This window comes from Escherichia sp. E4702 (assembly GCF_963883545.1).
In the GTDB taxonomy this organism is placed as follows: domain Bacteria; phylum Pseudomonadota; class Gammaproteobacteria; order Enterobacterales; family Enterobacteriaceae; genus Escherichia.
Genome location: NZ_CAWORF010000008.1, coordinates 70161 through 94116, shown reverse-complemented (window position 1 = coordinate 94116; position 23956 = coordinate 70161). Strand labels below are relative to the sequence as shown.

16 protein-coding genes and 1 pseudogene are annotated in these 23956 nt (G+C 51.8%); 2 read left to right on the top strand and 15 right to left on the bottom strand.

Annotation, left to right across the window (positions count from 1 at the left end; translation table 11 throughout):
• Window positions 1-97 precede the first annotated feature (97 nt).
• The 13 genes and pseudogenes from AACU94_RS03645 to yfhM form a co-directional block, all read right to left on the bottom strand.
• A complete protein-coding gene (locus AACU94_RS03645; RefSeq protein WP_135488950.1) occupies window positions 98-1063 on the bottom strand; it encodes a SinI family autotransporter-associated protein in 966 nt (321 codons plus the stop codon).
• A 36-nt stretch (window positions 1064-1099) separates the two neighbouring features.
• Entirely contained in the window at window positions 1100-3280 is a 2181-nt protein-coding gene (gene sinH / locus AACU94_RS03640; protein ID WP_135488949.1) for an intimin-like inverse autotransporter SinH, read from the bottom strand.
• Between the two features lie 208 nt (window positions 3281-3488).
• Entirely contained in the window at window positions 3489-3704 is a 216-nt protein-coding gene (locus AACU94_RS03635; protein ID WP_130258879.1) for a zinc ribbon domain-containing protein, read from the bottom strand.
• Window positions 3705-3766: 62 nt separating this feature from the next.
• Window positions 3767-5239: a ribosome biogenesis GTPase Der gene (gene der / locus AACU94_RS03630; RefSeq protein ID WP_032281443.1), complete on the bottom strand. Its 1473-nt coding sequence runs from the start codon at window positions 5237-5239 to the stop codon at window positions 3767-3769.
• 117 nt (window positions 5240-5356) lie between these two features.
• Window positions 5357-6534: pseudogene (gene bamB, locus AACU94_RS03625) on the bottom strand (outer membrane protein assembly factor BamB).
• A gap of 10 nt (window positions 6535-6544) precedes the next feature.
• Window positions 6545-7165, bottom strand: a complete 621-nt coding sequence (yfgM, locus tag AACU94_RS03620) for an ancillary SecYEG translocon subunit YfgM (RefSeq protein WP_130214611.1) — start codon at window positions 7163-7165, stop codon at window positions 6545-6547.
• A gap of 17 nt (window positions 7166-7182) precedes the next feature.
• A complete protein-coding gene (gene hisS / locus AACU94_RS03615) occupies window positions 7183-8457 on the bottom strand; it encodes a histidine--tRNA ligase (RefSeq protein ID WP_130214613.1) in 1275 nt (424 codons plus the stop codon).
• A gap of 110 nt (window positions 8458-8567) precedes the next feature.
• Window positions 8568-9686 (bottom strand): flavodoxin-dependent (E)-4-hydroxy-3-methylbut-2-enyl-diphosphate synthase, encoded by a 1119-nt coding sequence (gene ispG / locus AACU94_RS03610; RefSeq protein ID WP_000551807.1) that lies wholly within the window; start codon window positions 9684-9686, stop codon window positions 8568-8570.
• Window positions 9687-9712: 26 nt separating this feature from the next.
• Complete coding sequence (gene rodZ, locus AACU94_RS03605; protein ID WP_135488948.1) at window positions 9713-10723, bottom strand: cytoskeleton protein RodZ; 1011 nt, start codon at window positions 10721-10723, stop codon at window positions 9713-9715.
• Between the two features lie 284 nt (window positions 10724-11007).
• On the bottom strand, window positions 11008-12162 hold the full coding sequence (locus tag AACU94_RS03600; RefSeq protein WP_130207500.1) for a bifunctional tRNA (adenosine(37)-C2)-methyltransferase TrmG/ribosomal RNA large subunit methyltransferase RlmN: 1155 nt from the start codon (window positions 12160-12162) through the stop codon (window positions 11008-11010).
• Between the two features lie 149 nt (window positions 12163-12311).
• On the bottom strand, window positions 12312-12743 hold the full coding sequence (ndk, locus tag AACU94_RS03595; protein WP_000963835.1) for a nucleoside-diphosphate kinase: 432 nt from the start codon (window positions 12741-12743) through the stop codon (window positions 12312-12314).
• Window positions 12744-12891: 148 nt separating this feature from the next.
• A complete protein-coding gene (pbpC, locus tag AACU94_RS03590) occupies window positions 12892-15204 on the bottom strand; it encodes a peptidoglycan glycosyltransferase PbpC (RefSeq protein WP_135488947.1) in 2313 nt (770 codons plus the stop codon).
• On the bottom strand, window positions 15205-20163 hold the full coding sequence (gene yfhM / locus AACU94_RS03585) for an alpha2-macroglobulin (protein WP_135488946.1): 4959 nt from the start codon (window positions 20161-20163) through the stop codon (window positions 15205-15207).
• A gap of 206 nt (window positions 20164-20369) precedes the next feature.
• On the opposite strand from yfhM, the gene sseA reads away from it, so the two are divergent.
• Both sseA and timP read left to right on the top strand, forming a co-directional pair.
• The gene (gene sseA, locus AACU94_RS03580) at window positions 20370-21215 is read left to right on the top strand and encodes a 3-mercaptopyruvate sulfurtransferase (protein WP_135488945.1); all 846 of its coding nucleotides are present in this window, start codon (window positions 20370-20372) and stop codon (window positions 21213-21215) included.
• 339 nt (window positions 21216-21554) lie between these two features.
• The gene (gene timP, locus AACU94_RS03575; protein ID WP_276319951.1) at window positions 21555-21680 is read left to right on the top strand and encodes a small toxic inner membrane protein TimP; all 126 of its coding nucleotides are present in this window, start codon (window positions 21555-21557) and stop codon (window positions 21678-21680) included.
• Window positions 21681-21710: 30 nt separating this feature from the next.
• Here timP and sseB read toward each other — a convergent pair whose 3' ends face one another.
• Both sseB and pepB read right to left on the bottom strand, forming a co-directional pair.
• Entirely contained in the window at window positions 21711-22487 is a 777-nt protein-coding gene (gene sseB / locus AACU94_RS03570; RefSeq protein ID WP_001298396.1) for an enhanced serine sensitivity protein SseB, read from the bottom strand.
• A gap of 142 nt (window positions 22488-22629) precedes the next feature.
• Entirely contained in the window at window positions 22630-23913 is a 1284-nt protein-coding gene (pepB, locus tag AACU94_RS03560; protein ID WP_135488944.1) for an aminopeptidase PepB, read from the bottom strand.
• Between the last annotated feature and the right edge of the window lie 43 nt (window positions 23914-23956).

Below are 23956 nucleotides of genomic sequence, written 5' to 3'. Positions count from 1 at the left end.
AAAGTTTCGTTTTCACCTCAACCCACTTTGCTTAACGCTGGCTAAGCAAAGTGCGCGGAAAAACACCATTCCCTTACGGGAATGGTGCTGGAAACGATTATTTTCTCTGGTAGTCGATAGATAAGCCGTAGCCCTGGACACCATCGTTGCCGAGGACAACGCCACTTCCGGCAAAATCGAACGCGGTTTTCGCTTCGGCATTGGTAACAGGGATAACCAGGTCGCTGTTGTTATAAGTCGGATTAACAAGACCACCGGCTGTGCCCAACTGGAGGCTGGTTCCGGTAAAGCGCCAGCGATAGTTGTACTGGCTGGTAACCTCTTCGCCTGCATCATAAGTACTGTTGTTGTTTTTATCTTTCCACAACATGACTTGATAGGTGGTATTCGTTTTGAGTTTCGTCGTTTTACCCAATAGATTCGTATTGATGTCTTTTTCGTGAATTACGACATGGACTGCATCATCGAACACCGGACCTTCAGGAATATCATCGCTGTCAGAACCACCACCTGCATTGGTGGAGAGGTCAAGCATCACAACCTGGTCCGCAACGTTCGGATCACCGGTTGTCGTGGTTGGCGTGATCTTCAAGCCTATGTATCGATCAGCATCCGCAGCCGCGATGGTATATGTATCGCTCCCTACGGTACCAATCTCTTTAGGATCCGTGCCTGACTGGTCGCTATAACTCATCCACTGGAGGGTTGCTTTAGTCGCTGTGTTATTGTCATCAAGGTCCCCTTGGGTATCACCAATCGCCCAGCTGGCTGTCAGTGTGTCACCCACATGAAACTGCTTATCACCGTCCGTTGTGACCGTGCGGCTGCCACGATCAATAGCAATAACGACATGTGATTTATCAGCATCGCTCGTTTCTGATGCGCTACGAGTGATCCACGGCACGGTCCCCTGAATGGTGCCGGTACTTTGTGATTCTGACTGCCACTGACCCGCCCTGAGATTACCCTGCCCTTCAGCCATCGCGGCAGGCACTGCACAGTATCCCGCTAAAGCCAGCGCCAGCGCGACTTTCGTCATCGGCCGCGTTAAATGATTGTTCATTCAATTCTCTCCTTGATTAATATCCAGCACGCCGATCTAATGCTTGCTGTAAACCACACGTAATCCATACCCCTGCACGCCATCTTCTTTTTGGGCACCAAATTTCTGTACGGCCTCTTCGTTTGTCGCAGGGATGACAATATCTTCATTACTGGTATTCGATTGCGCACCGGTATAGCCATTGACGCTGTGCCCGGTAAACTCCCACTGGTAGTCGTATTGCGCCATTTCCTCTTCCGTCAGTTTTTCCGACTGCTGGAAAACGCCATCGTTGTTGACATCGCGCCACAAGACAAAGCGATAGGCATTATCAACAGGCAAATGCTCTTTCTCATTGCCGATAAGATTGACAGGGTTAGTCGCAGATACACGGTAGATAAAGGCATTAACATCATTGCCCCCCGCGCCGAGGAAAGTCACATCTACATAGTTACTGTCGTCATACGGCGCGGCTCTCGCTTTCCAGCGGAAAGTACCGGGTAGCGTACTGGAGAGCGTAACGGTGCCTTTTTCTTTATCCTGCTTAGCGATAAAGACGCAGGGATTCTCGGTTGAACAGGGTTTATTGGTGAGCGTAACTTTTTTATCCTGCGCATCGTAAAGCTGCGGCGAAAGGTTATCTACTGACAGAGCATTGCCGTTGCGGTCAGTGTCATCCCCAAAGCTATCGGTGACGTCGAGATCCATCACCACGCCATCGACGCCGTCTGCCTGGGCGCTGGCTTCGTGGCTGTGATTGTTCTCATCCGGCACATCTGCGATGTTGTTGACGATCAGCTCAATTTTACGATCCTGCTGCACGGTGATTTCCACCACACCGGAGTTTTGCCGGTTGCCCTTTTCATCTTCCAGCGCCAGACGCACGCGCCAAGTATTGAGTTTTTCCTGGTCGGCAGGATCGGAGCTGTACTGCCAGGCGGGCAGCACCAGATCCCAGTGGTTGTTGTTACCTTCAGTGATGGTATTCGCTTTAACAACAGGCATGACCAGCGTGCGGGAAGCGTTATTTTTCGCCTGCCACGAGGCGGCGACAATTTTGTAATGGTGGTTGATCAGCGCGTTGATGGTCCATTTACATTTTTCCAGGCCAACCGCTTCCTCTGGCGTGTCTTTAATCACGCATTCCGGGTGCTCATTGGTGGCGTCTGCTTTAAGCCACAAGGTGACATCAAGTGGGTCTTTTTCTTTGTATTCCAGCACGATAAAGTTATTACGTTCGACGAAGTCATGGCGGCTGCCCATCAGCGAATGAGCGACTTTGACGTTATCGCTATTCAGTTGATCTTTTAGCGGAACACCGAACTGATAGTTAATCGTGGCGTTAACACTAAGATCACTGTTATCTCCGGTACCAGCTTTATAGTCCGTCCCGACCGTCAGTAACGGAACGGGTTGATAGCTCACGCCGAGCGTCACTGCATAGGGATCTTTTTCTAAATTATCGGTGCCGAAGAGCGCCACTTCATCACCATAATATTGCTCGAAAACAATTTTGCCCCCCAGCTGCGGATAAGAAGGTAACCAGGCTTCCGCCCGGATATCCCAACCACGTGCGGGTCGTTCTAAATAGAAATCAAAATCTTTTGAATCTTTCCAGTCTGAAAGCGGATGATAATAGTTACCAGAAAATTTTAAATAATCCGTCCAGGCTTCTGTTCCTAAGCCTAAACGGCGATGTCCGCGGGTGAAATCATAATCATAAAATATATTTCCCCCCAGAAGCCATTTATCAAAATTATGTCTTACGCCTAAACCTATATTACCTATCGTGCGCTCTTCTTTTCGTTGCGCAGAAAACTGACTGAAATATACCGTACTCTGATTATCATACCAGGGGACAAAATAGTCGATTGAACTGCCGTCCAGATCGCCATCCTGACCGATGGAAAGGTTAGTGCGAACTTTACCATAAGGAGAAAGCGCACCTTCGATATAAGACTGTGCGGATGATGTGATTTGCCCTTGCAGATAGCTTCTCGCCTGGGATTCAAGCGCTTCTGGAGTCAGGTTCTCGAAGCCCTGCTGGGCGGACTCGGTAACGTAATTGGCACCACGTTCCTTGACGGATTTGCCTTTGTTACTTTGTTCTTCTTGTTGAGCAGCTTCGCTTGCCAGATCAGGTAATGAAGATTCGCTTTGCTTAATATTTATCTCCGGTGCTGCATAAGCAGCACCGGAGATAAATATTAGTGTTATATAGCGGATCCATTGCAACATGTTTTTCCCTGTGGGAATTTAATTCTAAAATAATGTCTAATATTGTATTCCAGATAACGCAGCAACTGCACACCAGAAGTGCTAAACATAGTCTTAAAGTATAACAATGAGACTTTGCTCATTTTTAATTAGTCGTTAATCTAATAGAGATGAGATTATAATATTTATATTAGGAATATATGATGCGAAATCATATATTCCAGTGATATTAAGAAATGACAAATTCAATACGGGTTTTAGAAATTAAACCGTGACCATGCTGGCAGAAATAATCCACCGCACCACACGCTTTTAACACCTGTAACGGTTGGTGGCAGTCAGGGCAAAGTGCCTGGACGGTGAAATCTTTGTCGCAAGTTACGCAGTGAGCCGTCTCGCCTTGGCGTTCGAGAGGATTTTGGCAGATTGGGCAGCTGAGTTCCATAAATGATCCTCATATTTTCATGGGTTTCCCTTTCCATATGGAAAGGGAAACCAGATAAGTAATTACTTACTTTTCTTGATATGCTTCATCAGGCGCTTACGCTTGCGCATCTGGGTCGGCGTCAGGGTGTTACGCTTGTTCGCATATGGGTTTTCCCCTTCTTTGAACTGAATACGAATCGGCGTCCCCATTACGTCCAGAGACTTGCGGAAATAGTTCATCAGATAACGCTTGTAGGAATCCGGCAGGTCTTTCACCTGGTTACCGTGAATCACCACAATCGGCGGGTTATAACCACCAGCGTGGGCATATTTCAGCTTCACGCGACGCCCGCGAACCAGCGGCGGCTGGTGATCTTCAACAGCCATGGTCATGATTCGTGTCAGCATAGACGTACCCACGCGACGGGTAGAGCTGTCATACGCTTCACGCACTGATTCAAAGAGGTTACCAACACCACTGCCGTGCAATGCAGAAATAAAGTGCACGCGAGCAAAATCGATAAAGCCCAGACGGAAGTCCAGCGTCTCTTTCACCTGCTCTTTCACTTCCTGGCTCAGGCCATCCCACTTGTTCACCACAATCACAAGTGAGCGCCCACTATTGAGAATAAAGCCCAGCAGGGAGAGATCCTGATCGGAAATACCTTCGCGTGCATCAATGACCAGCATCACCACGTTGGCATCTTCAATTGCCTGCAACGTTTTGATTACTGAGAACTTCTCTACCGCATCGGTGATTTTGCCGCGTTTACGTACGCCTGCGGTGTCAATGAGTACATACTCACGTCCGTCACGTTCCATTGGAATGTAAATACTGTCACGCGTTGTGCCTGGCATGTCGTAAACCACAACGCGTTCTTCACCGAGAATACGGTTAGTGAGCGTAGACTTACCGACGTTCGGACGCCCCACAATCGCCAGTTTGATCGGCAGACTTTGAGGATCGAAGTCGTCTTCCTCTTCCTCTTCGCCGTTCTCTTGCGCTTCAAATTGCGCCCAGTATTCTGCGTCTTCGTCCACTTCTTCTTGCGGCGCGAGATCTTCCATCCACGGCAGAAGGACGTGCTCCAGCAGGCTTAATACGCCACGACCATGAGACGCGGCAATTGGGTAGATTTCGCCTAAACCGAGCGAATAGAAATCAACAACTGCCTGGTCTGGATCTAAACCATCAGTTTTGTTTGCCACCAGGAAAGTAGGTTTTTCTCGGGAGCGCAGGTGCTTGGCAATAGCTTCATCTGCCGGCATCAGGCCAGCACGCGCATCAACCATAAACAGTACAACGTCTGCTTCTTCAATCGCCAGCAGCGACTGTTCCGCCATGCGGGTTTCAACACCGTCTTCCGTACCGTCAATACCGCCGGTATCAATACAGATAAACTCGCGGCCTTCAATTTCTGCACGACCGTACTTACGGTCACGAGTCAGACCCGGGAAATCCGCAACCAGCGCATCTCGGGTGCGAGTTAGACGGTTAAATAACGTGGATTTTCCTACGTTAGGGCGCCCGACAAGCGCGACCACAGGTACCATGTTTAAAGCCTCATTTTTATAAATCATCAGACAACGATCGCTTTTTTTGCGTCGTTGTTAAAAACAGGAAAACGGCCCCTGTCCAGGAGCCGTTTTCAAAGTGAACGACAGAGACGATTAACGTGTAATGGAGTACACAGTCCCGTCTTTTGCCTGGATCAGCAGTTTGCCATCAGCGGCAACCGGTTCGGTCTGGAAACCGGAGCTATCAACTTTTTGCTGGGCAACGAAACGACCATCTTCGACGTTAATCCAGTGCAGATAGCCTTCACTGTCACCCACCACCAGGTTGCCATTATACAGCACCGGAGAAGTCAGCAGGCGATGCAACAGATCGCTTTGCGTCCACAGCGTAACGCCGCCATCAATGGTCAACGCCATCACCCGGTCATTTTGATCGACCAGATAGATGCGGTTACCGTCGACGATGAAATCATTCACCGAACCCAGTTCGCGTTTCCACATAATCTGACCGCTGCGCAGATCAAGCGCCGTCAGGTTACCATTATAGGCCAGTGCAAAAACAACGCCGTTAATGATTACTGGAGTTGTGTCAACATCGCTCAGACGGTCGATTTCAGTAGAGCCGGTCGCCTGGGAGATGCGCTGTTGCCAAATCATCTGGCCCTGTTGCATCAGTACTGCACTGACGCGGCCATTATCACCACCAACGACTGCTGCGCCAAACGCTGTGGCTGGCGCAGATTCGCCACGCAAAGAGAGCGAAGGCATATCAAGGTTAACTGTCCATTTAACAGCACCGTCTGCTTCGTTCAGCGCTTGCAACTGACCATTACTGGTGTGGATAAGTACCAGACCATCGCTAACCACCGGGCGAGAAAGTGCTTCACCCGCGACTTTAGTTTGCCATGCTACAGTACCATCACTGGTATTCAGCGCGTAAACCTGCGCCTTTTCGCTGCCAATGTAAACATGACCACCTGCTACGGTCACGCCGCCAGAAAGCAATGCCGGCTCTTTAGACAACCAGCCATCTTTCTCGGCCAGACTGACAGACCAGATTTCTTTGCCGTCATCCGCATTCATCGCTTTTACTAAACCAGCGCGATCCGCTGCATAGACAACGTTGTCCGCCAGTGCCGGATGAAGATTAGAATAGAAGTTGCCAATGCCGCTACCAACAGAGGTGCTCCACGCCGTGTCGGCGTAAACTGGTTTTCAACGGTCGGCAATGGGGACATCTTTACCACATCTTCTTCGCTGTTAAACAGCGAACAGCCGCTTAAAAGAGTAACGGAAAGCAGTCCTGGCAGCAGTAATTTACGCAATTGCATCGGGTCCCTCTCAGATGGACAAATTATTAATTTTCATCTGCATCATTTCGCTCAGTGCCGGGGTAGCATCGCTTTTCACGCCTGCTTCCCATGCACTACGCGCACCTTGCTTATCACCTTTGCTCAGCAATGCTTCACCACGCAGGTCGGCAACAATAGCAGCCCACCCTTCACCTTTAATGGTTTCAAGGGTTTTCAGCGCGGCATCAGCCTGCTTGAGCTGCACCTGAACTCGGGCAAGACGCAGATTTATCACGGCTTTGAGATTTTCATCGCTCGTGTCCGCCAACCCCTGTTGCAATTGGGCGGCAGCTTTCTCTAGTTCATTTTTGTCAACAAATTGCTGCGCAAGTTCCAAAGAAGCCAGCGCGCCATAAGTATTTTTATTTTCAGCAGCGAATTTTTCCGCCGCCGGAATGCTGTCTGGTTTGCCTTCGCTAACTGCGGTAACCGCATTGTGATAGGCAAGAGAAGTGGAGCGTGCGGAATCAACCTGATGGCTGTTCCAGTAGCGCCAGCCAATCAGTGCGCCAACGCCCAAAATCACCCCAACAGCCAGTGCTTTGCCATTTTCAGCAAAAAAGCGTTTAACCGCTTCAACCTGGTCGTTTTCGTTCTCGTAAATTTCCACGCTGTCCTTCTCCTTCCTTAACCCAGTAACGTGCGCAAATGCGCGGCTACGCTATCCTGCGCAACTGCCGTTTGCTCACCAGAGCGCAAATCCTTCACTACTGCCGTGCCGTTGGCCACTTCGGACTCACCCAGCACCACAGCAACGCGTGCGCCCCATTTATCAGCACGGGCAAACTGTTTCTTAAAGTTGCCGCCGCCGTGGTTGGTCATCAATTTCACACCCGGTAATTCATCACGCAGACACTCAGCTAATGCCAGCGCCGCAGATTGTGTATCGGTGCCTGAAGCCACCAGGTATATATCGACAACGGGATCGGCTTTAAATTCCGGATTAACTGCCTGAACTAACAACACAAGACGTTCGAGGCCCATCGCAAAACCTACTGCCGGTGTTGCACGGCCACCCAGCTGTTCCACCAGACCGTCATAACGACCGCCTGCGCACACGGTTCCCTGGGAACCGAGGCTGTTAGTCACCCATTCGAAAACGGTACGATTGTAGTAATCCAGACCACGCACCAAACGCTGGTTGACGGTGTAGGCAATACCTGCGCTCTCCAGCAGTTTGCACAGACCAGCAAAATGCTCGCGAGACTCCTCGTCAAGATAATCGCCTAACGCCGGAGCGTCATTGAGTAACGCCTGCACTTCCGGATTTTTGGAATCCAGCACGCGCAGCGGGTTGGTGTACATGCGGCGTTTGCAGTCTTCGTCCAGCTTTTCTTTATGCTGTTCGAGGAATGCCACTAAAGCGTCGCGGTAGTTCGCTCGCGCTTCCAGTGAACCGATAGAGTTCAGTTCGAGGGTAACGTGTTCAGAGATACCCAGCGCACGCCACCAGCGAGCAGTAAGCATGATCAGTTCGGCGTCAATATCCGGACCTTGCAGACCGAAGACTTCACAACCTAGCTGATGGAATTGACGATAACGGCCTTTTTGCGGACGCTCATGGCGGAACATCGGCCCGATATACCACAGACGCTGTTCCTGATTGTACAGAAGACCATGCTCGATGCCGGCGCGTACACAGCCCGCCGTCCCTTCAGGGCGCAAAGTCAGGCTGTCGCCATTGCGATCCTCAAAGGTGTACATCTCTTTTTCAACCACGTCGGTGACTTCACCAATCGCACGTTTGAATAGCGGGGTCTGCTCTACAATCGGCAAGCGGATTTCACTGTAACCGTAGCTGCCGAGCACGTTTTTCAGTGTGCCTTCAATGCGCTGCCAAATGGCCGTTTCGCCAGGCAGGTAATCGTTCATGCCGCGAATGGCTTGAATGTTTTTTGCCACGTTTATTCTCTTTCTGAATATAAAAATGAACCCTCAACGCTTCCGTCAATGTTTCGGGAGCTATGCGGGTTCAATCATACACGGGAAGCGAGGCGCTTCCCATCACGTTATTATTTTTCAACCTGCTGAACGTCAATTCGACGCGCTTCGTCCAGCTGACTGGCTTTTGCACGAATGCGCGCCTCCAGCTGATCGATCATGTCATTGTTGTCCAGACGGTCTTTGCGCACGCCATCTTCATAAAGGCCGCTTTTCTTGTTGCCGCCCGTGACGCCGAGTGTAGAAACCAGTGCCTCGCCAGGGCCATTCACCACGCAACCAATGATCGAAACGTCCATCGGGGTAATGATATCTTCCAGACGCTGCTCAAGTGCGTTAACCGTACCAATGACGTCAAACTCCTGACGAGAACAGGTCGGGCAGGCGATGAAGTTGATCCCGCGCGAACGGATTCGCAGCGATTTAAGGATATCGAAACCGACTTTGATCTCTTCAACCGGATCGGCAGCCAGCGAAACGCGCAGCGTGTCACCAATACCTTCAGACAGCAACAGACCTAAACCGATGGCAGATTTCACCGCCCCACTGCGTGCGCCGCCGGCTTCGGTGATCCCAAGATGCAGTGGCTGATCGATCTGTTTTGCCAGCAGACGATACGATTCTACTGCCAGGAAAACGTCTGACGCTTTGACACTGACTTTAAACTGATCGAAATTCAGACGATCAAGATGATCAACATGGCGCATGGCAGACTCAAGCAACGCCTGCGGCGTCGGTTCGCCATACTTTTCTTGCAGATCTTTTTCCAGCGATCCCGCGTTAACGCCAATACGGATCGGAATGTTTTTATCGCGCGCACAGTCAACCACCATGCGAATACGCTCTTCATTACCGATATTGCCTGGGTTAATGCGCAGGCAATCGACACCGTATTCCGCCACTTTCAGCGCAATGCGATAGTCAAAGTGGATGTCGGCCACCAGCGGTACGTTAACCTGCTGTTTGATGAGTTTGAACGCTTCTGCCGCGTCCATCGTCGGTACTGAAACACGGACGATATCGGCACCAACACGTTCCAGTGCCTTGATTTGATTGACCGTCGCTTCGACGTCTGTCGTGCGCGTATTAGTCATGGACTGTACGGCGATGGGAGCTCCATCGCCAATCGGCACATTCCCAACGTAAATACGTGTTGATTTTCTACGTTGAATTGGAGCCTGGTTATGCATGCAAAATCTCCCGCGTTACCCGTCTGTTACTGCGCCGGTGATTGTTCGGCATTTAGGGTCAGACGCGCAACCTGGTTAGTTCTGATAAAACGACTCAGATCGACAGGTTTCCCTTGATACTGGATCTGTACTGCGGCTGGCGCACCAATTTTCAGTTTGTACGGCGCCTGACCGGCTAAATTCAAGTTACCGCCTTTACGCTGCATCCCGCTGAACAGTTTTTTGCCGGTAGAATCGGTGACTTCCAGCCAGCAATCGGCAGTAAAGTTCATGACCAGCGCATTCGGGTCAGCCGCTGGTGTTGTTACACCAGCCTGATCGGTTGGCAATGGTGCAGCAGCATCTGGCGTCGTTGCAGTTGGCGCGGTCGTAGCAGCGGTATCCACATTCGCCTGCGAAGGCGGAACAACTGCGTTCTGCTGTGGTTCAACGGCAGGTGCTGGGGTGGTCACGTCTGACGTTTGCGTGTTTGCAGTGGTAGTATCCGCAGGTGCTGACGTCGTGGTGGAGTCACTCTGACTAGCATTTGAGGAGGTATCTAACGGCACGCTCTGCGCCTGGCCGCTATTACCGTTCAGTTCCGCTGTGGTCTGATCGGCCATAGTCGTGATCTCTTCCTGCTGGGCTTTGTGATCTTGCCACCACCAGGCACCGCTCAGTCCAATCACCACGAATAACACCAGCCAGGTGAAGGTCATCAGCCAGCCATCGCGTTTTTTACGTCGCTTGCCGAGAGAGAAACTCTGCATGGGCGCAACTTTTGCGGCCCGTAACGGAGCCTGTTTTTCCAGCCCCGGCAGCAGTTCTTCTTCCGGAATATGCACCAGTCGTGCATAAGACCGGATATACCCGCGCAGGAATGTTGATGCAAGGTCGGCTGGCGCCTTATCCTCTTCAATATCGCGTACCGTGGAAACCTTCAGACAAAGTCGTTCGGCAACGGCTTGCTGGCTAAGTCCAAGTTGTTCGCGGGCATTACGCAAGCGAGCGCCGGTAGTAAGTGCTTCATTTTGGTCGTGCGTGGCTTCAGTATTCATTCGCTGCAGGTACGTTTAAATGAGAATTGAGATGCCGATGAGTCATCATACTCACCCACACCGCGAGACATCCATTAAGTTAACCTTTATCATACAGTATAAGACTGTCTGTGTGCTCATGACAAAGCCCACATGAATCAAAGCTAACTCACTGTTGCATCGTTACATACTGCCTTAAAGTCAGCAAAAACGCACCGTTAATATTGATCAGACAATTGCAACTTAATGCTATATTCATAAAAGATTACGCCACGGTACAAAAAGTAACCGTGACGCAAGAGACATCAAACCGTTTTCACGTCGATGGCTTCTCCCTGCATCCGTTTGCGCAGGGTACGTTTAGTACGGTCGATAACCTCGCCCGCTAATTGCCCGCAGGCTGCATCGATATCATCCCCACGCGTTTTACGCACGATGGTTGTGAACCCATAGCTCATCAACACTTTTGAGAAGCGATCGATACGACTGTTCGAACTGCGGCCATACGGCGCGCCCGGGAACGGGTTCCACGGAATCAGGTTGATCTTACACGGCGTATCTTTCAGCAACTCCGCCAGTTGATGCGCGTGCTCAGTACCGTCGTTAACATGGTCAAGCATCACGTATTCAATGGTGACGCGGCCCTGATTGGCATTGGACTTTTCCAGATAACGGCGCACCGCAGCGAGGAAAGTTTCGATATTGTACTTTTTGTTGATCGGTACAATTTCGTCACGAATTTCGTCGTTCGGCGCATGCAGAGAGATTGCCAGCGCAACGTCAATCATATCGCCCAGTTTATCCAGTGCCGGAACAACACCCGATGTAGAGAGCGTCACGCGACGTTTAGACAAGCCAAAGCCAAAATCGTCGAGCATGATTTCCATCGCCGGAACGACATTGTTCAGGTTGAGCAGCGGTTCGCCCATGCCCATCATCACTACGTTAGTGATCGGGCGCTGACCGGTGACTTTTGCTGCGCCGACGATTTTCGCCGCACGCCACACCTGGCCAATAATTTCCGACACCCGCAGGTTACGGTTGAAACCTTGCTGGGCAGTGGAACAGAATTTACACTCCAGCGCACAGCCAACCTGCGAGGAGACGCAAAGTGTGGCGCGGTCGTCTTCCGGAATGTACACCGTTTCAACGCGCTGATCGCCCACGGCAATTGCCCATTTAATGGTGCCGTCAGATGAACGCTGTTCTTCAACCACTTCCGGTGCGCGGATCTCCGCCACCTCTTTCAGTTTGCCGCGCAACACTTTGTTGATGTCGGTCATCTCATCAAAGTTGTCGCAGCAATAGTGATACATCCACTTCATCACCTGATCGGCGCGGAAGGGTTTTTCACCTAAATCTTTAAAAAACTCCCGCATCTGCTGACGGTTGAGATCCAGCAGGTTTATTTTTCCATCTTTTGTGGTGACGTTTTCAGGTGTGACTAATTGTTCAGACATATGCTATTCCGGCCTCGTTATTACACGTTATGGCCCCTGGAGGGTTGAAAAAAGAAACGCCCCGGTGAGCTACTGCTCGTCCGGGGGCGCTGCATTGTACAAATTCTGGCGCATGGATGCCACGTTTGCACGCGGCATTTACGAAAATATTAACGTGTGCGCGGACACACTTCGCCTTCACCGAAGAAGAAGGCGATTTCGCGAGCGGCAGATTCGACGGAATCAGAACCGTGGGTACCGTTTTCGGTCAGGCTGTCAGCGTAATCAGCGCGCAGAGTACCGGCCAGTGCGTTTGCCGGATTGGTCGCGCCCAGCAGATCGCGGTGACGCTGAACGGCGTTTTCACCTTCCAGCACGGAAACCACGATCGGGCCAGAGGTCATGAACTCAACCAGACCATCAAAGAACGGTTTTCCATCGTGTTCAGCATAAAAGCCACGAGCCTGTTCAACGGTCAGGTGCAGCATTTTGGTGCCGACAATTTTGAATCCAGCAGCTTCAAAGCGCGCAAAGATATTACCAATAACGTTTTTTGCTACCGCATTCGGTTTGATGATGGAAAAAGTACGTTCAATAGCCATTTTTACCTCTGTAAATTATTCTGTTGTTGTCTGTACCAGCGTACGAGATGGCGCGGATTATAATGAGCTACAGGGCCGTTGACTATTGATGAAGGTAACATTTTTTTAAAATAAACCGAGTTTAAGCAACAAAATCTGACAAAACAGACTACTGCATGGCAAATCTCACCGTCGCGACCTGTCCCATTTCATCCATCACCAGTAACTGATAATCACCTTTTTCACTCAAACGCAACGTAATGTTACGCCCACGTTCAGTTAACGGCGCACCATTAAGAAACCACCATCGTTCACCTGCGCCACCCGTGGTTTGCACAGGCAAAGAAGCATCAGCAGTGCCAGGTAAACGTTTAATAATCGCGCCATCGCGAACGCCTGTCAGCTGCAGCGGGAGCTGGGCATCGTGACCGTACGGCGGGCAACTTGTTGATGCCGATGGCAGGCGTGCGGCGCGGCGCTCCGATGCGGGCAGCCAGGGTTCCAGCGGTAGCGGCCAGACATTTATCATTTCTTGTCGCGCCTGAGGGCAATCAGCGGCAACACGTTTGCCGTTTTCATCCAGCCAGATGGGGAAACGAATGCCATTAATGCCTTCCTGCTCCGGCAGTAATAGCGTTGGCGGCTGGCTCCCGTCCAGCAGCCAGGTTGCCAGGCGGCGGCGACAGTTACCGTCACCTTCCGGCAAAGACTGTCCGCCAGGCCAGCAGATAACGCCACGGCTTACGGAGTCAGGACGCGGGTCTTCCGGCAGATTCGCACTGCGCGACAGTAAGATATTATTGACCTGATTCAACAGCGGTACGGCGCTGGCAAAACCAAACTGACCGACAACGGGCGTGCCGTCCGGCCTGCCGGTCCAGATACCGATCACATAGCGAGCGTTTATCCCTATTGCCCATGCATCGCGATAGCCATAACTGGTTCCTGTTTTCCACGCCAGTGGTACGACGCGTGGCAAGGCACCATCCGGAAGCGGCTGCGCTTCATCTGCCATAATACGGCGGATAATCCACGCAGCCCCCGGCGACATTAACGGTCGCTCAAGTAATGGGTCGCCCGGCTGTAAGCGCAACTTACCCGCCTTACCGTGGCGAGCAAACGCGGTATACGTTGCGGCCATATCTTCCAGTTTTGCACCAGCGCCGCCAAGAATGAGCGAAAGATTGGGCGCAGCACCGTTGGGCAGATACAACGGCAATCCAACATTGCGTAATTTTGCCGCAAACCGTTTCGGGCCATAGGCTTCCAGCACCTGCACAGCAGGTAAGTTCAGCGAGCGCACCAGCGCCTCGCTCATGCTGATCGGGCCATGAAAACCGCTGTCAAAGTTACCGGGTCGATAATCACCGGTGCGTCGGGGGACGTCTTGCAACAGCGATGCCGGGTGGATCAAACCTTCATCCAGCGCCAGACCATAAACAAATGGTTTGAGCACCGATCCTGGCGATCGGATCGCATTAACCATATCAACATGACCAAAGCGTGAATCATCGTTGAGATCGACCGATCCTACCCAGCCGCGAACACGCATATCGGTATGATCAACCACGATCATTGCCAGTGAGCTGCGCGCCGGCAATCGTCCTTTCCAGTTTTGCGCCAGTTCTTCCAGACGTCGTTGAAGACCTGCATCCAGCGTAGTAACGATTTTGTCGCTTTTACTTTTACCGAGCATCATGCGCGAAAACAACGGTGCCAGTTGCGGCATTTGTCGGGGAGCCAGCCAGATAGGCTCTTCACTAGATTCTTTTACCTGCTCACGGGACCACACACCTTGCGCAGCCATCCGTTTGAGCACTTTATTACGTGCGGCCTCGGCACGTTCCGGCCAGCGATCCGGGCGCAGTCGGCTGGGCGCTTGCGGTAACACCGCCAACATTGCTGCCTCGGAATAGCTCAAATTTGCAGGCGATTTCCCGAGATAAGCCCAGCTTGCCGCACCGATCCCCTGTAACGTACCGCCAAACGGGGCGCGGTTAAGATACAAGGTCAGAATTTCACGTTTAGACAGGTGCCATTCCAGTTGAAATGCGCGCCAGAGTTGGCGAATTTTACCGCCAAAGGTTTTCGAATGTGGATCAAGCAGGCGAGCTACCTGCATAGTGAGCGTACTGCCGCCGGAGATAACCCGACCAGAAGTAAGATCCTGCCAGGCAGCACGAGCCACCGAGAATGGGTTCACGCCTGGATGCTTCCAGAACCAGCGATCTTCGTAATTGATCAGTGCTTCGAGATAACGCGGAGAAACATCTTCGATGGTTACCGGATAACGCCAGATGCCATCAGCATCGGCAAAGCGCCAGAGCGGCGTCCCATCCTGCGCCACGACGACGCGTGCGGGGTTAACTTCATGTAGCGGCAGAGGCCAGAGTTTATCTGCCCCCCACGCCGCCAGAATGATAATAAAGGGCGTGACTGCCAGCGTTATCCAGCAGCCACGTTTGGTTAACAGACGAGCCATTTACGGTCTGATAATCAGCAAATCTTCAGTAGCGCCAGTCGCCCGCCATTGGGGAACATACATTGATTCCACCATCGGTTGCGGAACCTGATACGTTCCCGGCGTTACCGCCCGCGCCAGATACACCAGCGTTACCGGCTGATATTCATCAACAGCAACCGCCGCCACAAAGCGATCGTCCCGAAACTCAATATGCTTAATGTTCGCTTGTTGCATTTGATTGAGTAGGTTTTGCACTTCGCTGCCACTTTGCTCCAGGCTGGCGCTGCCGTTAGCCAGGTTCTGGTTTTCCAGTTCCAGGCCCGCTGGCAGTAAATCAACGACCAAAGCATCCGGCACGCTGTCACTGGCTTTTACCTGCAACCAGACCAGCACCAGATCGCCGCTACGCAACGAGTCCAGAGACTTACTCTTACCGTCAGTACCAAGAATATGACGCTCAATTTGCAGCACATTGCTCGCTGGTTGTGGTGCGGATTGCGGATAACCGCTGGCATCCACACGCAGCCATAACGGCTGGTCACCACGGTTGGTCACCTGCAAGGTGGCAAGTTGATCGCTATTCAGATTGCTGTTTTGCGCTTTCTCGCCTGTCAGCGGCTCAGTTGAGAAAGAGGTTTGCGCCTGCCATTTACCCGGTAAATCCTGAATCGTACGGGCAGCCAGGAACAACGCGTTACTTTCCTGCGTCGAGAGCCAGCGTTCACCGAACGCCTGCTGAGAAAGCGTGTTCAGCAAAGTGTTCTGCTCATCGGGTAGCAGTTTATTTTCTTCCAGCAAGGAGAGCATTAACGCGTTGTCGCGCAGTGGGCTACCGTAATCCCCCAGCCATTTCCGTTCATCGTTACGCGGCGTTTTCAGCGCCAGCGCAATCGCCTCTTCACCGCGCGTCGCATCACCCATGGTATTCAGCGCAACGCCAAGTTGCAGCAGCGGTAAACCAGAAGCCGCATCTGCACGACGCTCCCAGATTTCACGTAGCGCACCCAGCGGTGCTTTTTGCTGCCGTGCCAGGATCAGTGCAGCGTAAGACTGAACGGCAAACTTACTGGCTTTAAGATTATCAGCGTACGGAATCGACATCATGCCCGGATCTTGTAAATAGCGCAGCAGACGCTCGTTTCCACGATTAATGGCTTCTGTCGGCACGCTGTAACCCTGTTCACCAGCGCGGACAAGGAAATCCATCACGTAGGCGGTCAGCCAGTACTCTTCGTCACCGTTTTTATCCCACAGGGCAAAGCCGCCGTTATCCCGTTGCATTTGCAGTAAACGAGAAACACCAATATCGACTGCCGCACGGCGTTTATCATCGCTGTCGCCTTTTATCCCCAACGCCTGCAGTTGGGCTGCATTGGTATAAAGTGACGGGAACAGACCGCTGGTGGTTTGCTCCAGACAGCCGTACGGATACGCTTTTAACTCTTTGATATAACGTGCGATGTTCAGCGGTGGTTTGCCGCTCAACAACAACTGCCCTTCCAGCGTAACAGGAGAGAAGTTTTGCAACCCATCAGCCGGGAGCGCCCATGTCTCACCAGGCTGCAACGCCGTACCGTAATTAACCGTTTGTGCCGGGAATGCCGGACGGACGCCGATTTTCCACTGCTTATGCTGATCGGCAACGGTTTCACCTGGTAACGCTAACCCGCTAATGGTGGCCTGAATTTCACCATCGCCAAACCCCGTCAGAGCACGCACCGGGATAAACAGCGTGGTTCGCACACCTGGCGCTAATTCAACTGGTGCGGGGGAATTACTCACCAGTTCAAGCAAGCCACTGGCGGTCAGAGCAACGTTAAGTTTTTGCGGTTTGTCGGTAAGATTAGTGATGTCCAGCGTCAGACGTGAGGTGTCGCCGCTAGCCATAAAGCGCGGCATGTTCAGTTCCGCTATCACGGGTGCCGCAACAACCACTTTGCTTTCGTTGCTGCCGAAATCATCTGCCGTCCATGCTTGCGCCATGACGCGCAATTCACCGTTAAAATCGCCAATCGGCAATGTAACCGTGCCTTCGCCCTGTTCGTTGAGCGTTACCGGCAGCGCCTGTTGCGCGACAATATTGACGTGATTTACTGGCGGTTTGCCACCGCGTTTCAGTTCATCACCATCGCCACCAAAACGCAGTGCAGCCAGACGCCCCTGACCTTCAATAACCTGACCGTAAATATCGTAAATGTCTGCGCCATAGCGTTTCTGACCAAAGAACGCCTGCCACGGATCTGGCGTGACGTAGTCAGTAATATTCAGCACACCACTATCAACGGCAGACACCAGCACATTCACCTGTTTAGGCTTCTCGCCATTTTTAGTGCTGGCTTTAATTTTCACGGTTAATGGTTGATTAGGACGCATTTTTGCTGGTGTTTCCAGCGCCAGATCGAGGCGACGGTTTTCATCACCAAGCGGCAAATGCAACACACCAACTGCGCGTTTTGGCGTCGCGGAGCGAGATTTATCACCAGGACGCACCACCAGCGTACTTAAATACAGATCATGACGATTCCAGGTTTTATCGACCGGAATCGTCAGATCCAGCCCTTGAGCCGGAACATCAATCTCTTGCCACCACAGCGGCCCTTCACTGGACTCGACCATCGCATAACCTTTACCCGCCGTTGGCGCGGCGATATGCAACTTAATGGTGTCGCCCGGGCGATAACTGGCCTTATCCAGTTTCAGCGTGACACGGTCCGGACGCACTGCGCCGCTACCGTCGCTATTATCCTGCCAGCTATATCCGGCCCAAAAACGCACGCTACTGACCGCTTCATTCGGCGCTTTGACTTCCAGACGATAAGCGCCCCACTCTACCGGAAAACTGACCTTGCCGGTTTCGTCCGCTTTCAGATCCAGCGTTTGCTCATTTTCGATCAGATCTTTTTGATCGAACTGTGACTTCCAGCCTTCATCTTCCGACCAGTTCCAGTAGTAATCGCGACGTTCGCGAATCAGTCGCACCTGCAAGCCCGACACTGCTTTTTTCACGCCCTGCGCATCGCTATAAACGATATCAAAAACAGCGTTACTGTCTTCATCAACAATGGGCTGTTTTACCATGCTGTCAGTACGATAATCGTAAACTGATTTTGAAGAGAACTGCGGACGGATCCCCGGCAATGCATCGGCTGGCCAGATAGCCTGCTCAGCGCGGCGCGTCACGGGGCGACCGCCCGATTCCAGCAAACTGCCCTGGAAAATAACCTGCAATGGGGAATGTACTTCCTTCCACTGGCTTTCAGTGGAAACTTCGCCGCGTCCTTTATCATCCAGCGTCAACTGAACTTCATCCAGCGTGCGGGAAAGGTTTTCGGCAGCAATATCGCCAAATTCGAAACCAGGCAATGCAGAAACCGCTTCACGCAGCGGCCGCAAGAAAAGCTGTCCCTGCAAGGTATTGCCATTAGCGGGCGCACCGTACAGGTAGTACCCCACCACGGAGAATTTCACTTCGTCTTTTGGCGTTAATGGCGTTTTCTCTCCGGTCAGATTCAACGCCATGCGCTCCGGCATAAAATCTTCGACGTGGAAATCCCACATCCGATACTGGTTATCCCCAGTGTTGGCTCGGATATGCCACATTCCGGTTGCCGCAGTGCTATCCAGCGGCCAGGTAAAGTGGTAGAGGCCATTTTCCGGCTGGCTAACAACACTACGCAGTACCTGCCCGTCAGGTTTAATCACGTCCAGTTTGATGGGTTGATCCGGCAGAGCTTTACCGTCTGCATCACGCAGTAAGCCGTTGAGGATGACCGTTTCGCCAGGGCGATAAAGATCGCGCGGGCCAAACATAAAGAACTGTTTGCTGTAGCCTGGCGCGCCAGCAATGTTAAATTCCGCTAAGTCCAGTGCCGGTAGTTTTAAATCGAGCAGCGTTGTTTGACCGTCTTTACGCGCCAGCAGTAGCGCCGCGTTTTTATCATTTTCCAACTGCACATGGCCTTGTGAATCACTGGTCGCCTGAGTCAGAGTCTGCCCTTTCTCATTTAATAGCGAGACTTCAATTCCTTGCTGGGCCGCGCCGTTTTCCAGGCTTTGAGTAAAGATATCCAGACGATTGTGATAACGGTGGGCCGATACGCCGATATCACTTAACGTAAATAGCGTGGCTGGATTACTGTAATCGTAATGTCCGGCCTGATTCATTACAGCCAGATACACACCCGCCTGCTGAAGCGGCTTGATATCGCCCAGCGGCAGCAATAATTTTTCGCGAGTGTTACGCGCAGGATTGAGATCAAACCGCCCGGTATAGACCAGGTCCGCCATCTCCAACAGTTTGTCCGATTGCCAGTTCGCCAGCGAATTGCGGTATTCCCATTGGCTAATGAAAGCTGGCAGCGATTCCGGCTTAACACGGAAGAAGTTAACATCGACATTGTTAACGTTGAGCGCCATTACTGGCAGTCCTTCCACGACTTTTCCGGGCAGCAGCGAACCACGGCTGGCAAAGCCGACGCTGGGTTGGATATCGCGGGTGGTGATGGTTTTTTCGTAATCTTTACTGAAGGTTGCGTTATTGAGTGCCTTAACTTCCTTGCCAATAGTGACGATCAAATCACGTTTCGGTTCGAGGTGGCGTAAACGCAGTTCTTTGAGATTATCTGACAACTCCCAGGCGCCATCCACTTTGCCGCTCTTTTTATCGACGACATGAATAACACGCGAGAAGTCCTGATCCGGGTCGAGGGGGACAGAGAAAGTCAGTACCAGCGTGGCTGCGCCATCGAGCTGTACCTCAGAGAGATCCAGCAATGTCAGTGCCTTACCCGCACTCTGTTGTGCCAGTTTTTGTCGCGCCGGCGAGGAGAGTTTCGCAGAAGTCGCATTTGTCGAAGATGACTCTTTAGCAACTTCAGAAGACGTATCTTTTTTCACTGCAGTTGGCGCGTTATCGTTGTTGTCGCACCCTGCCAGCGCCAGCATCAACATACAGGCGGCTAAGCGTAACTTTTTCATCTCTCATCCCTGCCACAATGGCCCGTTAGCAACGTCGAATGATTATTATGCGTGAGAAATGACGTTATGTAATTCACTATCACATCTACAAAATCCGAATTTTAGTGAGAAATGTGGCTCAGGCAGCCAAATCAGCCTCTTTTGCTTGTCGCTTTTCGGCAAACATCCGACAATTTAACTTAACCCCGGCAAAAATGGAGATGCCTATGTCCACGACATGGTTTGTAGGAGCCGACTGGCTCGCCGAACATATTGATGACCCGGAAATTCAGATTATTGATGCTCGTATGGCGCCGCCCGGGCAGGAAGAGCGAAACGTTGCCCAGGAGTATCTGAACGGTCATATCCCCGGTGCAGTATTTTTCGATATCGAAGCTCTCTCTGATCATACATCCCCCCTTCCGCACATGCTGCCTCGCCCGGAAACGTTCGCCGTCGCGATGCGTGAACTGGGCGTTAATCAGGACAAGCATCTGATTGTCTATGATGAAGGAAACCTATTTTCTGCGCCGCGCGCGTGGTGGATGCTGCGCACTTTTGGTGTGGAGAAAGTGTCAATCCTTGGCGGTGGCTTAGCGGGCTGGCAACGTGATGATCTGCTGTTAGAAGAAGGTGCAGTGGAACTGCCGGAAGGAGAGTTTAACGTCGCGTTTACCCCGGAAGCCGTGGTGAAAGTGACCGATGTGTTATTGGCAAGTCATGAAAAAACGGCACAAATTATCGATGCCCGCCCGGCTACACGTTTTAACGCAGAAGTTGATGAACCTCGCCCAGGTTTACGTCGCGGACATATTCCCGGCGCGCTGAATGTTCCATGGACAGAGCTGGTGCGCGAAGGCGAACTGAAAACGACCGATGAACTGGATGCGATATTTTTTGGTCGCGGCGTCAGCTACGACAAACCAATTATCGTCAGCTGCGGTTCTGGCGTAACGGCAGCCGTGGTTTTGTTGGCACTCGCAACGCTGGATGTGCCAAATGTGAAATTATACGACGGGGCGTGGAGTGAATGGGGCGCGCGGGCAGATTTACCGGTTGAGCCATTGAAATAAGCTTTTTACAGGCAATAAAAAACCGCCGAATTTGGCGGTTTTTTATTGCTGGTCTGGTTCGCGGCCTTTCCAGCAGGTTGACTTGTGTTGCATGAACAACGCAGGTGCTTCACAGCAGAGCAATACTCGCCAGTAACTCTCTTTTTGTCAAGCCAAAGAGAGTAATTTTTGTTCAGCCAGTGTATTATCCACTATGGCCCTTTCCGCCGTCTCGCAAACGGGCGCTGGCTTAAGGAAAGGATGTTCCATGGCCGTAAATGCAGGTGTTTCACAGCGCTTGCTATCGCGGCAATATCGCCAGTGGTGCTGTCGTGATGCGGTCTTCGTATGGACCGCACAATGAAGATACGGTGCTTCTGTATCGTACTTATTGTTTCTGGTGCGCTGTTTTCCGAAGTAAATAATAACCGGAGTCTCTCCGGTAACAATTTACTGGTGGTTAACAACCTTCAGAGCAGCAAGTAAGCCCGAATGCCGCCCTTTGGGCGGCATATTTTATATTATCCGATTCTGTTTAAAGTCACGCAAAAAACCACCCCAGCGACGTTCATAGAATGGCGCAATATGTTCGGTAATAAAGTGGCTAATTCCTTTTTCCCCTTTTTTTACCTGGCAAATATCTATCGGTTCATCGCCAGGTAATGTATCGGTTGCTACACTTCCCGCCGCCTGAATAATTTCTTCGATATCACCATCGGCTTCAATGCCAATAAGTAAATTAGGCTGTGCCTCTTCGTTCTCTTTAATTGAACAAATAAAAGCACGCTTCACTGGCTTAATGGTTTTAAATAAGGTGGTGAGTGAATCAATCATTTGTGCTGGTGGCTCTGCGACTTCCGATAATATCAGCGATTCACCGCCTTCCAGTACTTCCTGACTGCTCAGCGGATTCCCTTCTTCACCAATCAACAAACTGATTTCACGCGGCATAAATTCTTTACCGGTTGGCAGTTTGGCATTAAGGAAGAGCGTTTCACCAAGGGTCATCTCAAACAATGTGCGAACGGGCATTACGACAAATGCCTGTTCGTCTTCAACCGCCTGTTGAAGCGCTTCTAACGAGGTAAAAAAAGGAATGACGCTGGTGCCGTCTTCTTTTTCCCAGTGCTGTAAATCAAGCGCGCTATCTTCAACCACTGCCTCGCCCTGCGCCGCCGTACCAGGCACCCAGACGGTGGATTCCAGTAGAGTACGGAAAAAGGCCGGGCGATGCGCCGGTTCGGTTGCTGCTTTTTCCAGCAGGTCTTCAAGTTCGTTTTTTGTTTCGGACATAAGAACCACAATTCATTCAACGTTCGGGGCACAAGTGCCTGATGCGCTACGCTTATCAGGCCTACAAGGGATTCGCAATTTATTGAATTTGCAATACTTTGTAGGCCGGATAAGGCGTTTACGCCGCATCCGGCATATTAGTTTACGCCGTTAACAGATTAGCAATCGTGCGCACACCCAGCCCGGTCGCGCCTGCAGACCACTGTTCAACCGGCGCTTTACGGTAAGTCGCCGAGCAGTCAATATGCAGCCAACCTTGCTGATAATTCTCAACAAAGTGCGACAGGAAGCCCGCCGCCGTACTTGCACCTGCCGGATAAGCAGCACTGCCCGTGTTGTTCAGTTCGGCAAAGTTAGACGGCAGCTGGTTGCGGTGGAACTCCGCCAGCGGCAGACGCCAGAACGGTTCGTTCTCCTGCGCGGCACTCGCCAGTAAGCGACCGGCCAGCGCATCGTCAAAACTGAACAGCGCGTGATAATCATTACCCAGCGCGGTTTTCGCCGCCCCGGTGAGGGTCGCCGCATCAATGATCAGTTCCGGTTTCTGCGCACTGGCATCAATCAGGCCATCGGCCAGCACCAGACGCCCTTCGGCATCAGTGTTCATCACTTCGACTTTTTTACCGTTGCGATAGGTGATGATATCGCCCAGCTTGAACGCATTGCCGCTGATCAGGTTATCCGCACAGCAGAGGAACAGCTTCACGCGCTTGTTCAATCCGCGAGTAATGGCAAATGCCAGCGCCCCGGTAACCGTTGCCGCACCGCCCATGTCCGACTTCATCGAGTCCATAAACGCGGTCTGTTTGATGCTGTAGCCGCCGGAATCAAAGGTGATGCCTTTACCAACCAGGCACGCGTACACCGGCGCTTCTTTATCGCCAGTCGGGTTGTAATCCAGCGCCAGCAATACCGGAGAACGTTCTGAACCGCGTCCGACGGTGTGCAGCCCCATATAACCTTGCTCACGCAGATCTTCGCCTTTGGTGATCCGATAAGTCACACGATCGCCTGCGACGTTGCTGATCAGATCAACAGCACGCTGTGCCAGTTGCGATGGCCCCAGCTCTTCTGCCGGTGCGTTGATGGTGTCACGCACCCAGTCGATGATCATCAGGCGGTTATCCAGTTCCTGGCGCTGGGCATCGTCCAGATCCGGCCACTCCACTTTACGCGTGCCTTTCGGGGCTTTGTAACCTTGCCAGAATGCCCAGCAACGATCCGCATCCCAACCTTCACCGCTTAACTGAATATGCTTGATGCCCAGACCGTCAATCTTGCGCGCCGCACGCTGGATCAGCCCCAGATCGTCCGCTCCATTCAAATGCAGGGTAATGCCATCATTATTAATGCTGTAAGTCGCTTTTTCTCCCCAACGTGCGTCGGCAGGCTGGGTAGAGAGGGTAATTTTCATCGCTTCTGTCATTTTAGTTATCCTTATTCGTTTAACAGCAAAACGGGCTACCCCA